At 64.1% G+C, this 14796-nt stretch carries 15 protein-coding genes; 8 read left to right on the forward strand and 7 right to left on the reverse strand.

All coding sequences use genetic code 11. From position 1 onward, the window contains the following. Positions 1 to 62: 62 nt before the first annotated feature. The 7 genes from lnt to VNN77_14365 all read left to right on the forward strand — a co-directional run bounded on the left by lnt (position 63) and on the right by VNN77_14365 (position 7698). The gene (gene lnt / locus VNN77_14335) at positions 63 to 1610 is read left to right on the forward strand and encodes an apolipoprotein N-acyltransferase (GenBank protein HXG52570.1); all 1548 of its coding nucleotides are present in this window, start codon (positions 63 to 65) and stop codon (positions 1608 to 1610) included. 189 nt (positions 1611 to 1799) lie between these two features. Next, positions 1800 to 3308, forward strand: a complete 1509-nt coding sequence (locus VNN77_14340) for a sigma-70 family RNA polymerase sigma factor (GenBank protein ID HXG52571.1) — start codon at positions 1800 to 1802, stop codon at positions 3306 to 3308. A 179-nt stretch (positions 3309 to 3487) separates the two neighbouring features. Then, a complete protein-coding gene (locus VNN77_14345; GenBank protein ID HXG52572.1) occupies positions 3488 to 4885 on the forward strand; it encodes an amino acid permease in 1398 nt (465 codons plus the stop codon). A gap of 51 nt (positions 4886 to 4936) precedes the next feature. Next, positions 4937 to 5548 carry a cob(I)yrinic acid a,c-diamide adenosyltransferase gene (locus VNN77_14350; protein ID HXG52573.1) on the forward strand — a complete coding sequence of 204 codons (612 nt, stop codon included), beginning with the start codon at positions 4937 to 4939 and terminating at the stop codon, positions 5546 to 5548. A gap of 43 nt (positions 5549 to 5591) precedes the next feature. Beyond that, the gene (locus tag VNN77_14355; GenBank protein ID HXG52574.1) at positions 5592 to 6362 is read left to right on the forward strand and encodes an enoyl-ACP reductase; all 771 of its coding nucleotides are present in this window, start codon (positions 5592 to 5594) and stop codon (positions 6360 to 6362) included. A gap of 109 nt (positions 6363 to 6471) precedes the next feature. After that, on the forward strand, positions 6472 to 6918 hold the full coding sequence (locus VNN77_14360; GenBank protein ID HXG52575.1) for a rhodanese-like domain-containing protein: 447 nt from the start codon (positions 6472 to 6474) through the stop codon (positions 6916 to 6918). 102 nt (positions 6919 to 7020) lie between these two features. Beyond that, positions 7021 to 7698, forward strand: coding sequence for an MBL fold metallo-hydrolase (locus VNN77_14365; protein HXG52576.1), 678 nt, complete (start codon positions 7021 to 7023; stop codon positions 7696 to 7698). Between the two features lie 82 nt (positions 7699 to 7780). Here VNN77_14365 and VNN77_14370 read toward each other — a convergent pair whose 3' ends face one another. Genes VNN77_14370 through VNN77_14380 form a run of 3 tightly spaced genes read right to left on the reverse strand, consistent with a single transcriptional unit; the run spans position 7781 to position 10541 of the window. Then, positions 7781 to 8839 (reverse strand): ABC transporter substrate-binding protein, encoded by a 1059-nt coding sequence (locus tag VNN77_14370; GenBank protein HXG52577.1) that lies wholly within the window; start codon positions 8837 to 8839, stop codon positions 7781 to 7783. A gap of 14 nt (positions 8840 to 8853) precedes the next feature. Beyond that, positions 8854 to 9702: an ABC transporter permease gene (locus tag VNN77_14375; protein HXG52578.1), complete on the reverse strand. Its 849-nt coding sequence runs from the start codon at positions 9700 to 9702 to the stop codon at positions 8854 to 8856. Positions 9703 to 9707: 5 nt separating this feature from the next. After that, the gene (locus tag VNN77_14380) at positions 9708 to 10541 is read right to left on the reverse strand and encodes an ABC transporter ATP-binding protein (protein HXG52579.1); all 834 of its coding nucleotides are present in this window, start codon (positions 10539 to 10541) and stop codon (positions 9708 to 9710) included. Positions 10542 to 10834: 293 nt separating this feature from the next. Between VNN77_14380 and VNN77_14385 the strand changes: the two genes are divergently transcribed. Next, positions 10835 to 11467 carry an urea carboxylase-associated family protein gene (locus VNN77_14385; GenBank protein HXG52580.1) on the forward strand — a complete coding sequence of 211 codons (633 nt, stop codon included), beginning with the start codon at positions 10835 to 10837 and terminating at the stop codon, positions 11465 to 11467. Between the two features lie 25 nt (positions 11468 to 11492). Here the strand turns inward: VNN77_14385 and VNN77_14390 are convergent, their stop codons facing one another. Genes VNN77_14390 through VNN77_14405 form a run of 4 tightly spaced genes read right to left on the reverse strand, consistent with a single transcriptional unit; the run spans position 11493 to position 14793 of the window. Then, a complete protein-coding gene (locus tag VNN77_14390) occupies positions 11493 to 12236 on the reverse strand; it encodes an ABC transporter permease (GenBank protein ID HXG52581.1) in 744 nt (247 codons plus the stop codon). Positions 12237 to 12248: 12 nt separating this feature from the next. Further along, the gene (locus VNN77_14395) at positions 12249 to 13232 is read right to left on the reverse strand and encodes an ABC transporter substrate-binding protein (GenBank protein ID HXG52582.1); all 984 of its coding nucleotides are present in this window, start codon (positions 13230 to 13232) and stop codon (positions 12249 to 12251) included. A gap of 26 nt (positions 13233 to 13258) precedes the next feature. Further along, on the reverse strand, positions 13259 to 14014 hold the full coding sequence (locus tag VNN77_14400) for an ABC transporter permease (protein HXG52583.1): 756 nt from the start codon (positions 14012 to 14014) through the stop codon (positions 13259 to 13261). After that, positions 14011 to 14793 (reverse strand): ABC transporter ATP-binding protein, encoded by a 783-nt coding sequence (locus VNN77_14405; protein HXG52584.1) that lies wholly within the window; start codon positions 14791 to 14793, stop codon positions 14011 to 14013. The genes VNN77_14400 and VNN77_14405 overlap by 4 nt, the downstream gene beginning before the upstream one ends. Positions 14794 to 14796: the final 3 nt, after the last annotated feature.

Genomic DNA, 14796 nt, shown 5'->3' on the forward strand with positions numbered 1-14796 from the left:
CGATCGTCGGGTTTGCGGGCTAGCTTGGGCCTAGCTGAACCGTTTATTCATAAATATTTTAGATGTCAAGTATAACTTCGGCCGGCCTCGCGTCCGCCGTCCTGCTGGCCGTGCCTTTTCTCCATCCCGGTTTCTTCGCGTTGGCGTGGGTCGCATTCGTGCCGCTGTTTTGGGCGCTCGAGCGCTGCTCTGGGGCGCGCCAGGCAGCGCTCGTGGGCTGGCTCATGGGAACGACGGCGCACCTCATCGGGTTTTACTGGCTCGTCTACACCATTCGCGTGTTCGGCGGCTTCCCGTACCCTGCAAGCGCCGCGATTTTTTTCGTTTACGCGCTGCTTCAGGGACTGCAGCTTGCTCTCTTTTCCGCCATTGTGCGATGGACGGGGTCCGGGCCGGCGGCCCTCCTGCCCGCGCTTTTCTGGGTCGTTCTCGAGTTTTTCTTTCCCTCTCTCTTTCCCTGGTATCTGGCTAACAGCCAGAGCTCCTTTTCAACCTTCATCCAGACCGCCGATCTGACCGGCCCGTACGGGGCAAGCTTTATCGTGATGTGGGTCAATACCGTGCTCTACGAGACGGCGAGGTCATTTCGCTCCGGTCGCAAGATCCGGTGGGCGCCACTGGCGGCCGCTGCGGGTTTCGTCATCGCTTCGGTGGTCTACGGGACACAGAGGCTCGCGCTGGTTTCCTCGGCGATCGCCTCCGCGCCCAAGCTTTCGGTCGCCGCGGTCCAAGGGAACATCGGTATCGATCTCAAGTGGAACCCTTCTCTGGTCAGGGAAAATCTCTCGGCTTACCGAACTCTTAGCCAGCAACTCGACGGCACCCGGCTGATCATCTGGCCGGAAAGCGCCGTTGAGGAGTGGGTCCCGGAGGGCTTGGCAAAGCTGCCACCCGAGGTGATGCCTCCTCTCAAGAACGAGAAATATTTTTTTATTTTTGGCGCCAGAAGCTTTCGCGGAAAGCTCTTCGGGACCGGTTTTCAGGCTTTTAACACGGCGTTTCTGGCGGACGGGAACGGCCGGATCATTGATCTCTACCACAAGCAGGTCTTGTTGGCTTTTGGAGAGTACATCCCGTTTTCCGGGCTCCTGTCCAAGCTTCCAGGCCTGCCGTTCGCGGACGGTTTCACTCCCGGAAAAGGGCCGAAGGCGTTCAAGGTAGGGGATGAAGTCCGCGTTGGCCCGTTGATCTGCTACGAGGACTTGATGCCGGGCGTGACCAGGCTGTTTGTCAAAGATAAGGGGGCCAATTTACTGGTCAATCTGACCAACGACGCCTGGTATGGGCGGAGCGTGGCGCCGTGGCAGCATGCCACGCTGTCGCGGTGGCGGGCGATCGAGACCAGGCGTACGCTGCTCCGGGCAACGAACACCGGGGTAACGGCGCTGATCGACGCGAAGGGCGACATAGAGCAGCACCTTCCCCTTTTCGTCCCCCAGGTCCTGAGGGCGAAAGCGGCAATTCTTGAGGGCGAGACCATTTACGTCCGCTTCGGCGATTGGTTCGCCTGGTGTGCCGTCTTGCTCTTCGGTGTTGGGTCGTTGTGGGTCAGCCGGAACCGGGAGTCGGGACACCGGGGGCTGCTTGACACTCGCCCGGGCGGGGCTTAATATTGATAGGTCACGCCTGGGAGCCTACGTAAACGGGATTCAGACTCCAGCGTCAAAGCAAAAACAGCCTTCAGACATAAGTTAAGGTACACCGTGCCAGGTGCCGGACCCAGAGGTGTCCCTGCGGTCCAAAGATTGCATGCGGTAGGGTGTCCGTGAAGTCCGGAAGGTAAGGCAGGGAGACAACAAATGGGATTCGAGTTTAACGGCGAGTCGAGCGTGGGTAACGGCTTTCAAACCGACAGCCCCGAAGTGTCCGAATTCGAGGCCAAGGAGCCGTTTTTCGATGCGGACATCGCCGCCGAAGAGGAACTGGCCGAGGAAGAGCTGAAAGAGGAAGAAGGGGCCGGCGGGATCGATTCGGTTCAGGCCTACCTCAGGGAAATCGGTACGGTGCCGCTGCTCAGCCGGGAGCGGGAGGTCGAGCTGGCGATGGCGATCGAGGCGGGGAAGAAGCAGATGCTCGAGGCGCTGTTCTCGACCCCGATGGCGCTGGAGTACGCCTTGGATCTCGGAACCAAGCTGGCTGGGGGCGAGATCGAGGTGCGTGCCATCATCGAGCATCAAACCGACGGCGAGGCCCGTGACGACGGGGCGGACCGGAAGCGATTCCTGCAGGTCACCGGCAAGCTCAAGCGCATGCGAAGCGAGCTGCGCGGCACGGAGCGGCTGCTCGCCCGGCGCAGCCTGTCGCGCAAGCGCCGAGTGCTACTGGAAAAGCAGCGAGCCAGGGTTCAGGAGAAAATCGTCGCCGCTCTGACCGAGCTCCGCATGTCCGACGAACGGATCGCGGAGCTGTCCGGCCGTTTCAAGCGCGCCGCCGAGCGCGTTGCCGCCCTGCAGGCGGCGAAAAAGGGCCATGCGGAACGGGCCGAGCTTCGCCGTCTCGAGGAAACCGTGGGCCTGCCGGCGGCGGAAATCGAAAGGTTGGGACGGCAGTTCAAGGAAGGCGAAGAGAAGTCGGGAACGGCGAAGAGGCAGTTCGTAGAGGCCAACCTGCGGCTCGTCGTGAGCGTGGCCAAGAGGTACGCGAACCGGGGGCTGAGCTTTCTCGACGTCATTCAGGAGGGGAACCTCGGGCTGTTGCGCGCGGTGGACAAGTTCGACTACAGACTCGGCAACCGCTTCTCGACCTACGCCACGTGGTGGATCCGCCAGGCGATCACGCGAGGCATCATCGACACCGGACGGATGATCCGGATTCCGGTGCACCGCATCGAGCTGCGCAACAAGGTGCTTCAGACGGCGCGACACATGCAGACCAAGCTGGGGCGCGAGCCTCACCCGGAAGAGCTGGCGCGCGAGCTGAATCTCGATCTGCCGGAGCTGCTCGGCATCGTACAGCCGCAGGCCGAGCCGGTTTCGCTGGAGACGCCGCTCTGGGACGAGGAGACGCAGCTCTCCGATCTGGTGGAGAACAAGATCGCGCCCAAGCCCGACGAGCAGGTCGCCGAGGCCAATCTCCGCAGCGAGGTGCGGCGCCAGATGGCGATTTTGACGCCGCGGCAGGAGCGTATTCTGCGGCTGCGCTTCGGAATCGAGGAGGCGCGCGATTACACCCTCGAGGAAGTCGGAGAGCTGTTCGCGGTGACGCGCGAGCGTATCCGGCAAATCGAGCAAAAGGCGTTGCAGATTCTGCGTAACCCGAACCGGCGAAAGTCCGCGGCCGTGCCCCCGTCGTCCTGCTCCTCCAGCTAACCTGACCGGGCGAGAGCCGGACGCCCGGCCCGGCTCTCGCCCCTTCAACGGGCCCCGTCCGGTTTTTTCTCGGCTCCAATCGGTTCTCCCCAGTGCCGGTCGCCTCGATCTCCCCGCTTGCGGACCGGGAGTCGAGGCGCGTTTGCCTGCTCGTGCGATTCCCTGTAATGGTAGTCGCCATGGCGCAAGACGAGCTCAAGCGGCAAATCGGCTTGTTCGACGCGGTCATGCTGATCTCCGGCGACATGATCGGCACCGGGATTTTCATTTCCACCGGAGTCGTGGCCGAGGCGCTTCCGTCGCCCGGAGGCGTCCTCGCCGTGTGGTTCCTCGCCGGGCTGCTGGCGCTCACCGGAGCGCTCAGCTGTGCCGAGCTGTCGGCGAGCCTTCCTTACGCGGGTGGCGACTACATTTACATCCGTGAAGCTTACGGCCGGCTGATGGGCTTCCTGTCGGGGTGGTCTTCGTTCCTCGTGACCTTTTCCGGCGCGATCGCCTTTCTCGCCGTCACCTTCACCGGCTTCATGGCGTTCTTCTTTCCCGCGCTCGGAGCCAATGACCCATGGTTCTCGATCCCGTTGCCCCTGGTTGCCGTGAGCGCGACGCCGGCAACCCTTTTCGCCATCGTTTTGATCCTGATCATCTCGGGCCTCCACTGCCTAGGGGTCCGGTTGGGGACGATGACGCAAAACATCCTCACCGTGTTGAAAATCGGCGCGCTGCTGGGGATCATCCTTCTCGGCGCGATTTTCGGGAACGGCGATGCACGCCACTTCACGCCGTTTTTCGACTGGGGCAAGCTCGGTCACTTCAGCGGCTTTGCGGCGGCTTTCATCCCAGTCATCTTCGCCTACTCGGGGTGGAACGCGGTCATCTACATCGCGGGCGAGGTGAAGAACCCCGAGCGCAACCTGCCGCGGGCGCTGTTGTGGGCGAACCTGATCGTGATCGCGCTCTATCTCGCCGTCAACGCGGTCTATATCTACGCGGTGCCGGTGACCGAGATGAAAGGAGCGATGCGGGTTTCGGAGGTGGCGACCACGGCGCTGTTCGGCTACCAGACTTCAGCCTGGATCACCGCGATCATCACGGTCTCGATCCTCGGCGCGCTCAACGTCGTCACCATGCTCGGGCCGCGGATTTACTACGCGATGGCCCGCGACGGCGTCTTCTTTCGCGGGTTGAGCCGGGTCCATCCGACCTTCGGCACGCCCGTCGGCGCGATTCTGCTGCAGGCCGCCTGGGCGTGCCTTCTCCTGCTGACCAACACCTGGGGCACGCTGTTCACCTACGTGAGCGTCATCATCACCCTCTTTTCCGCCTTCACCGTCGGCGCCGTCATCGTCCTGCGCTGGAAGCGGCCCGAGCTGAACCGGCCCTACCGGCTCTGGGGCTATCCGGTCGTACCGCTTCTCTTCATCGCCGCGCACCTCTGGATCGTCTGGGGGTCCGTGATCGAGAAGCCTTTCGAGTCGCTGATCGGCGTGCTCATCGTCGCGCTCGGCATTCCGGCTTACGTTCTTTGGCGGAATCGGCTAAAAAAACAGGAGTTCGCGCCGGAGCCGAGCCGAAGCTAGAGCGTCCAAAGGGGCGGGCCGGGAACCCCAGGCGCAGCGAGGAGCTGAGCGATGGCGATCCGCATCACGCGTGTCTATACCCGCGGCGGCGATACCGGCCAAACCTCGCTCGTCGGCGGCAAGCGGGTGGCCAAGGATTCGCCGCGGATCGAAGCCTACGGCACGGTCGACGAGCTGAACTCCGTGGTGGGACTGGCGCGTGCCTTCAACGCCGAAAATCTCGCGGCCGGGGAAGCGCATCGGTTCGTGGAAGAGGTGCTGTGTCGGATCCAGGACGAGCTCTTCGACGTAGGGAGCGAGCTGGCGACCCCGCCCGAGTCGTATCGAGCCGGCATGGTCCGTATCGGCGCGGGAGAAGTTGCGCGCCTGGAAAAGCTGATCGACCGCTGCCAGGTCGATCTCGACCCGCTGCCGTCGTTCGTGCTGCCGGGCGGGAGTCGCGTGGGCGCGGCGCTGCACCAGTGCCGCACGGTCTGCCGGCGGGCGGAGCGTGAGATCCTCCGGCTTTCCCGCACGGAGCCGGTCGGCCCGGGGATGATCCAATATTTCAACCGGCTGAGCGATTTGTTTTTCGTCCTGTCGCGCTGGATCAACAAGCAGACGGGCCATCCCGAGATCCTGTGGCGCAGGGGACTGGCGCCCAAGCCGCGACAGAAGAAGTGAGCCGCAGCGCGTCGCCGGTTCGGAGGGCATCGGGAGGAAAGTCATGGGTTTACTGGAGGGGAAACGGGGAGTCATCTTCGGGGTGGCGAACGAGAGAAGCATCGCCTGGGCCATCGCCCAAGCGCTGCACGCGGAGGGAGCCGAGCTGGCCTTTACCTACGCGGGCGAAGCGCTGGAGAAGCGCGTTCGGCCGCTCGCCGAGGGAATCGGCGCCGACCTCATCCTGCCGTGCGACGTCACGAAGGACGACGAGATCGAAGCGGTCTTCTCGGCGCTGCGCGAGCGCTGGGGCGCCCTCGACACTCTCGTGCATGCGATCGCGTTCGCCAACAAGGAAGACCTGTCCAATCCCTTCGTTCAAACCAGCCGCCAGGGTTTTCACCTCGCGCTGGATGTGAGCGCCTACTCGCTGGTGGCACTGGCACGGGGCGCGGCGCCGCTGATGGAGGGGCGCGGGGGGTCCATCGTGACGCTCACCTACATGGGGTCGGAGCGGGTCGTACCGAACTACAACGTCATGGGAGTGGCCAAAGCCGCGCTGGAGGCGAGCGTGCGCTATCTGGCGCACGACCTCGGACCGAATGGAATCCGCGTCAACGCGATTTCTGCGGGGCCGATCCGGACACTGGCGGCGTCGGGCATCGCCGGTTTCAGGGAGATGTTGCGGCTGGTGAGCGAGCGCGCGCCGCTCAAGCGCAACATCGAAGCGGAGGAGGTCGGCAAGGCGGCGCTCTACCTCTGCAGCGACTGGGGCGCCGCCGTAACCGGCGAGGTGCTGCACGTCGACGCGGGGTACAATATCATGGGAATGTGACCGGGGCGTCCGGGGGCCAGCCAAGACGGGAGCAATGCAGCGCGGTGGCGGCTCGGAGAGCTCGGCCGCCGGGCTTCGGACCCCTGGATCCGTTGAGGAGGTGTTCGCCATGGCGATCAAGGAAATTACTCCACGGCAGGCGCACGAGGCGCTCGCCGACGAGCCCGACGCGGTCTATATCGATGTCCGCACGGAGCGCGAGTTCGTCGCGGGACACCCGCGCGGCGCCGTGAACGTCCCCGTGGCGTTTCCCGATCCCGAGCGCGGGATGGTGCTCAACCCTGACTTCGTCAAGGTCGTGGAAAGCAACTTCCCCAAGGAAAAGAAGCTCATCCTCGGCTGCCAAGCCGGGCCGCGCTCCGGCGCCGCCGCGCGGCTGCTCGAGCACGCCGGCTACGAGCAGGTCTACAACGTCATCGGGGGCTTCGGCGGGATGCGCGACCCGATGGGAAACCTGCTGGCGCCGGGCTGGGAGGGCCTGGGGTTGCCCGTGAGCCGGGACAACGGCCCGGGCGTGAGCTACGAATCGCTGGCGGCGAGGGCCGCGAAGGATTAGGGCCGGTACCTCGAAGCAGGCCCCTTCAGGGTGCTTCGAGGGGCGCCCCGACACCTAGAGATTTTCGCCCCTCGCCTCGCCGGTTCGAATGCGGAATCAGGGATGACAGAGAATCGCCTTTACTTCAGGCAGATCGAGCTCGGCCCCATGCAAAATTACGTCTACCTGATCGGGTCGCGGCAAACCCGGGAGGCGGCCGTGGTGGATCCCGCCTGGGATATCGACGCGATCCTGAAAATCGCCGCCGCCGACGAAATGGAGATCACGCGTGCGCTCGTGACTCATACCCATCCCGATCACGTCGGCGGGCGCTTCGCGGGAATGGCGATCGAGGGGGTGACCGAGCTGCTCGACAAGTGCAAGGCCAAGGTGGTCGTGCACAAGGCGGAAGCCGAGTTCTTGAAGGCGCTCTCCGCTTCCGACCTGATCAAGGCCGAAAGCGGTGACGTGATCGACGTTGGAGGGGTGAAGATCCACCTGCTCCACACGCCGGGCCACACTCCCGGCTCTCAGTGCTTTCTCGTCGAGAACCGGATCGTTTCCGGCGACACGCTGTTCATCGGCTCATGCGGCCGCGTCGACCTGCCCGGAGGCGACCCGGAGCAGATGTACTACAGCCTCACGCAAAAGCTGATGCGTCTGCCCGAGGACACGCTACTCTTCCCCGGGCATCACTACTCGAGGGAGTCGAGCTCCACCATCGGCGAGCAAAAACGGCTGAATCCCTACTGCCGGTTCACCTCGCTCCGGCAGTTTCTTGCCGCAATGGGTTACGGATAATCGTTCCCGGCCCGGGCGCCTCTCCGGCGATTCGAGAAATATCACCCGGGGCCGGCGGACGACGGACCTCCAACGCGTGGTGCTACGGTTTCCCCACGTATTTGTTGGTCCACAGGACTCCTTCGTCGGCGGGCGGGATTTTCGATGCATCCTTGACGATGCCCGCCCCGGCGGCAAAGTCGATCACCTTCTTCCAGCCGGCGCTCGTCATGTTGCCCCAGCGAGGCATGGCCGGCCTGACCATGTCGACCGACAAATCGAAAACCTTCTGGTCCAGCTTCTTGGGGTCCGAGAACCGGTGAGCCCGCAAGGCGGCCTTGGCCGCCTCGGGGTTGCTATGGAAGAGGGCGCCGCCGCGCGAGATCGCCCGCGACACCGCAACGGCGATCTTGCTGTTGGCTTCCACGTAATCGGGCCGCGCCATCAGAACCTCATACGGGTAATCGGTCAGCTCCGGAACCTCCCCGAGACCGAGCGGAAGCAGGACATACCCTTTTCCCGCGGCTTCGGTCAGCTCGGCCGAGGGAGGGGAAAGCGCAAAGGCGTCGATGACATTGTTCATCAGCGAGGACGGCAGCTGGGGCCCGCCCAGGTAAACGAATTTGAGCTTCGACGGATCCCCTCCGGCCTTGGCCACGAGGAACTTGAAGATCTGCTCGGACACCGCGCCCGGGCTGGTGGCTCCGATGGGTCCGAGCTGCGACAGCGCTTTGAGCCTTGCGCCAAGCGGGCTTTTCCGGGTGAGCTTCAGCTTGTCGACGATCTCCTTGCGGATCGCCACGCTGAGCGTCAGGTTTCGATTGTGGGCCTGGACCGCGATCAGCGGCGCCCCTTCCACGTGAGCCAGAACCAGGCCCTCGGACGATGACGCGCAGAAATTGACCGACCGGCCGACCACCGCGGATTGGCAGGGAGAACCGCCTCCGGCGACGGTGATCTTTGCGCGCACTCCTTCCTGCTCGAAATACTTGAGCTGCTCGGCCACCCAGAGAGCGGCGAACGCCATGTTGGAAACCGCGGTGGCGATCGTGACCTCGGGGAGATCCTTCTGTTGCGCGCGCGGCGCGGAAACCGTCCCGAACAAGAGCAGCGAGACGGTCAAGAGCGTCGCAAGCGGATGAGACGACGTCCATGGCTTCATTGCGGCCTCCTCTTCTACCCTTGAATTTGCACGTGTTCCGTCTGGATCTGCCACCTCAAAACCCGTTTTTCGACGGTATCGGCGACCCTGTCCATGAGGATCACCATGAACATCAGGACGATGATGCCGACGAAAACGTCGGCGGTTCTGAAGATGCCCGCCGAAAGCCGGATGAAAAACCCGATCCCCTCGGTCGCCGCGATGAATTCGCCGACGATCGCGCCGATGATGGAAAAAGGAATGCTGGTTCGAATTCCGGTGAAGACGTAGGGAGAGATGGCGGGAAAAATGACCTTGAGCGAGAGCCTCCAGCCTCGAACACCCATCAGGCGCGCGAGATCGACGTATTCCTGGTCCATCTGCCTCATGCCGCTGTAGGTGTTGAAGAAGTTCAGGAAAAAAGTCAGCAGAAAGACCACGCCGACTTTCGACCACAGGCCGATCCCGAGCCAGACGATGAACAGGGGCGCGACCGCGGTCCGGGGAATGCCGTTCAGCGCGATGATGATGGGCTCGAAGATCTCGGCCAGGAGTCGGCTGCGCCCGAACCAGTAACCCAGGGCGATGCCGGAAATCGCTCCCAGCGGAAAGCCGATCGCGATTTCGACGAAGGTGACCCAGGTGTGCAGCAGGAGATCCCCGGAGCGAAAGCCCGTGATCAGAGAAGAGACGATTCGCGTCGGGCTGCTGATGAGGAAAGGCTCAATCCACCTCCCCGACGCGATCTCCCAAAGGGTGAGGAAGCCGCCGATGATCGCCACGCGGACGAGCGTCACCCAGAGCGCCCGGGTGGAACGCGAGCTTCCCGCCCGCGCCGGGGTCCCGGTCACGCGTCGCGGCCGCTCGCCTACGCCGTCAGCCATCGACCCTAGTCCTGACGCGCTCCGAGGTTGAGCTCATGGCGGAAGATTTTCCACAGGCGGCCGTAGGCTTCGTCGAATCCGGCCTGCCGGTGAATTTCGAAGATGTTGCGCGGGCGCTCCATTGGAACCCTGATGACGTCCATGATTTTTCCCGGACGGTGGGTCATGACGACCACCCGGTCGGCCAGCGCCACCGCCTCGACCAGATCGTGGGTGACGAAAACGATGGTCTGGCGCTTCCGTTCCCAGATCTTCAGCAGCTCGTCCTGCAGCACCATTCGAGTCTGCGCGTCGAGAGGGCCGAAGGGCTCGTCCATGAGAATCACCGCGGGTTCATACGCCAGCGCGCGCACGATCGACGCCCGCTTGCTCATGCCGCCGGAGAGCTGCGCCGGGTAGTATTTCTCGAAGCCGGCGAGACCGGCGAGATTGATGAAGTAGCGGACCTGCTCGTCGCGTCTGGCCCGCGGGTAGCGCTTCGCGTCCAGCCCGAAGCCGACGTTCTGTTCGACCGTGAGCCAGGGAAAGAGCTTGCTTTCCTGCGGCACGTATCCCACTTTGGTGTTGAGCCCGCGCACCTCCTCGTTCTGGAAGACGATCCGGCCCGAGGAGGGAGCGGAAAACCCCGCGATGAGCTTGAGGAGCGTCGATTTGCCGCAGCCGCTCGGCCCCACGACGGTGACGAACTCTTCGTGGCTCACGTCGAGGTTGACCTCCTGGAGCGCGCGAATCGTCCGTCCCTCCGGAGTCCGGAACAGCTTGGAGACGTTTTCCACCCGGATGACGACGTTGTCTCCTGGAAGGCTCTCTGCCCGGCTTCCGGGCGCCGTTTCCGTCATTCCCTCGCTTCCCGACCGAGGATCTTCGGTTGCGCGGACGCTTCGACCCCTTAACGCCGCCGCCGGCCAAGTCTATACCACATCTCCGCGTGGCTTGACCATGGCGCGGCTTGCTTTCGATGGAGCCGTCCGGCTATTAGTGAGTCGTCCGTACGTCATGGAGACGACGTATCGCACGTGCCGTGATTGCTCGGGCCGAGACCTTCCGCGGCGCGGGTTCAATCGTTCAGGTTCGAGGTCCAATGTGAAAATCAGGAACCGGAAACTGGAAACCGTTCCCTGTGGAGGTCAACGTGGAGATCATCAGCGAGTTCGTCATCAAGAGTAACACGGGCAGAGCTTTTCCGGTCAAGAAAGGCCGCACCGTCCGGGTCATCGGCGAGTCCACTGCGGATTTCGTGGTCTTCAACCTTCGCAACGTCCGCGAGCGCTTCGATCAGGCACGCACGAAGGTCGACCAGGGCAAGATCTACGTGACCAAGGGCGATCTCCTGATCTCGAAGTTCAACAACGTGATGATGACGATCGTCGGCGATACCTATCGGGGCACGCACGACATGGAAAAGGGAATGTGCAGCACGTCGTTCTACCGCAAATGGGGCGATCGCATCTTCAAGATCTACGGGGGAGTCTGGAAACGGCTCGGGCGCAGGCGGGGCGCCGCCCCGAAGCACGGGTGCTGGGAAAACCTGGCCAAAGCGCTCAAGCCTTACGGGATCGCCAAGGAAGACATTCCCAGCCCGCTCAATATCTTTCAGACGATGGTGATCAACGCCAAAACGGGCACGATGCGCTATTCGATGATCCGACCGCGCCCCGGCGGGGACCGCATGGACCTGCGGGCCGAAATGGATTGCCTGGTCGGGATCAGCGCCTGCCCCGAAGGCGGGCGCGGGAAAGACTTGCGCGTCTTGATCTACAGGTGAGCCCGCCCCGAGCGGACGAAGCCGCTCAAGGGACCGCCTGCCAGGGCGCCAGCAGCCGGTCGAGGCGCTGAACCAGACCCAGGAGCGCCACCGCAAGCACGACGATCGTGAGAAGCGTTGCGAACAGCGACGGGCTGTCGAAAGAGGCGCCGAACCTCATGAGCATGGCGCCGAAGCCGACGGCGGCCAGGATCATCTCGCCGGTGACCATTCCCAGAACGGCCCGCCCCATGCCCAGGCGCAGCCCCGCCATTATCATCGGCAGCGCGGCCGGGAGTACGACCTTGAGAAAAAGCTCCCGCTCGCGCGCCCCGAAGGAGCGCGCCATCTCGACGAAGTTCGGGTCCACGTTGCGGACGCCCGCCGCCGTGTTCACGGCGATGATCACGAAGGCGAAGAGGAAAACCACCCAGACGCGCGATTGCAGCCCCAGGCCGAAGGCGATCACGAGGAACGGAATGAAGGCGATCATCGGAACCGCGAGCATGGCGGTCATATAGAGATTGAGAAAGGCCTCGACCGCCCGGTAGCGGCCCATGAGCAGCCCTAAAGGGATCCCCAGGAGCACCGAGAGCAGGAAGCCGAGCCAGAGCGCCTGAAAGCTCACGCCCAGCGCGCTCCACAGCTCTCCGGAGAGGGCCAGCTCGAGCCACGCGGCCGCCACGCGGGAGAGGGGAGGCAGCAGGTGCGGGTTGTGCGTACGGCCGGCCGCCTCCCACGCCGCGGCGAGCACCAAGAGCGACAGCAGCCTGAGGAGCAACCGTTTCATGCCTCCGCCGTTTCAGTTCTTGCCGATCCTCCTGAGAACCCGCTCGAGAGGAGCAATGTCGAAGGCCTGCGGGAAGCTTACCGAGCCCTTCTTGAGCAGGCCCGCTTCCTCGAAGAACTTGACGCTGGCTTCGCCGCGCTCCTTGTCCGCGCCGCCGTTGGCGTCCCAGATCCTCAGCTCCCTGTAGGTGGCTGCGGTCGCGTCGATCAGGCCGGGCTTGGCTTCCGGCAGGAAACGGAGCGCGTTTTCCTTGACCAGCGCCGGGCGCTTCTCGACCTCGCGGTGGACCTCGAGGATCGCCTCCAGCACCGCCTCCACGGTGGCGCTGTTGTTCCGGGCGTAGTCGGCGCGGGCGAAGTACATCGAGCCGATCAGCTGTGGAAAGATCTTGGCGTAAGAGATCAGCACGTGGAACTGGCCGGGCTTGGCCTGAAGGATGTTCAGGACGTCGGCGATCTCAGCCGGCGTGGCATCGAGCTGCCCGCGCATCAGCGCCTCCGCGCGGACCTCGGAGCCGGGGATGACCATCCAGTTCGGCGCGATCTTGTAGTGGCGGGCCATCCATTTGACCAGCGCTTCGGTGACGGTCACCGGCGCGTGATAACCGACACGCTTGCCGTCGAGCTGCTTGGGTTCCTTGATGGCGACCGGCGTCACGAGCTGCCATTCGTTGCGCACCTGCTCGCCGACAATTCTCACATTGAGCCCGCTTTCGACCGCCTTGACCACGGCGATTCCGGCCGCGGAGCCCATATCGGCTTCTCCGGCGACGACGGCGTGAACGGCGAGGTCGGTCTTAGGGAAGAACTTCGGGGTGACCTCGATTCCCCGTTTCTTCAGCCGCTCCCAGGCCAGCAGCGACGGGATGTCACCCATATCGGCGGACGACGGGTAGGCGAAGACCACCTTTTTCTGCGCCCGGGCCTCGGCGCTCCAGATCCACGGGGCGGCAAGGGCCAGCGCGAACGCGATCAATCGTGAAAACGACTTGGCCATGACAGCACCTCCTCCGGGTCGAACTCTCACTCGACGGCGATCTCCGCCTTCCACCCGGTCAGCCGCCGGTCGACGAGCTGCACCGCCTTGGTGGTGATCAAGGCGACGACGAGCACGGTCAGGATCACCGCGAAAAGCGCGTCGGTGGCGAAGGCGGAGCCGTACTGCATGATCATCCCGCCCATTCCGGTAAGCGTCAGCAGCATCTCACCGGTCACCATTCCCTTGACCGCCCGTCCCATGCCCAGACGGATGCCCGCGAAGATGGCCGGCGCCGCCGCCGGCAGCATCACCTTGAAAAAAATCTCGGTTTCCCGGGCACCGAAGGAGCGGGCCATTTCCAGGAAGGTCCGGTCGACCTGTTTGACGCCGGTGAGCGTGTTGACCACGACAACGAAGAAAGCGAAGAAAAAGACCACGGCGATCCTCGACGCCACGCCGAGGCCGAGCCAGAGGATCAGCACCGGCACGAAAGCGGTGGCGGGGGCGGACATCAGGGCGTTGATGTAGAGATCGAGCAGGTGCTCGACCTCGCGAAAGCGGCCCATCAGCAGCCCGACGACGACGCCGGCGGCGGCCGCAAGGCAAAAGCCCGCGGCCAGCGTTGCGAGGCTGATGAGGAGGCTGTCCCACAGCCGGCCGCTTGCCGCGAGGCGGATCCATGCGGCGGCCACCCGGGAGAGCGGCGGTATCAGCACGCTATCGGCCGCGCGGCCGCAGATCTCCCACAGGGCCAGCAGGACGAGAATCGATGCGGCGTTGCTCTTCAGCCGGGCGTTCACGCGCGATTCACCATCGCCTTCTTCAGGCTCGACCAGATGTAACTCGTGAGATCGACGAACCGCGGGTCCCGCCGGATCTCGTCCGCCGCGCGGGGGCGGGGCAAGGGAACCTCCAGCAGCTCAGAGATCCGCCCGGGACGGGGCGTCATCACGACCACCCGGTCCGACAAACAGACCGCCTCGTCCATGCTGTGGGTGACGAAGATGACGGTCTTGCGCTCGCGCTGCCAGAGATCGAGCAGCTGTTCCTGAAGGAGCTGGCGCGTCTGAGCATCGACCGAGCCGAACGGCTCGTCCATGAGCAGGATCGCGGGGTTGACCGCGAGCGCCCGCGCGAGCCCGGCGCGCTGCTGCATCCCGCCGGAAAGCTCGTGCGGGTAATGGTTCGCGAAGTCCTCGAGGCCGACGCGCCTCAGATAGTCCCGGGCGATATCGACCCGCTCCGCCTTCGGCACCCGCCGCAGCTCCAGGCTGAACTCGACGTTGGCCAGCACCGTGCGCCAGGGCAGCAGGGCGAACGTCTGGAACACCACCGCCCGTTCCGGCCCGGGTCCGGTGACGCGCCTGCCGTCCACCAGGATTTCGCCGCTGTCGTACGGCAGCAGGCCGTCGATCATCTTCAGCAGAGTCGTCTTGCCGCAGCCGCTCGGCCCGATGATGCTGACGAACTCGTTGTCGCGCACCGAGAGGGTGACGTCCGCGAGCGCCTTGACCGCGCCGCCGGCGCCGTCGTTGCCGGACTTGTGAAAGGTCTTGAATACGTGCCGGATTTCGACCATGTG

It is taken from the genome of Candidatus Zixiibacteriota bacterium, assembly GCA_035574315.1.
Taxonomy (GTDB): domain Bacteria; phylum Desulfobacterota; class Binatia; order UBA9968; family UBA9968; genus DATLYW01.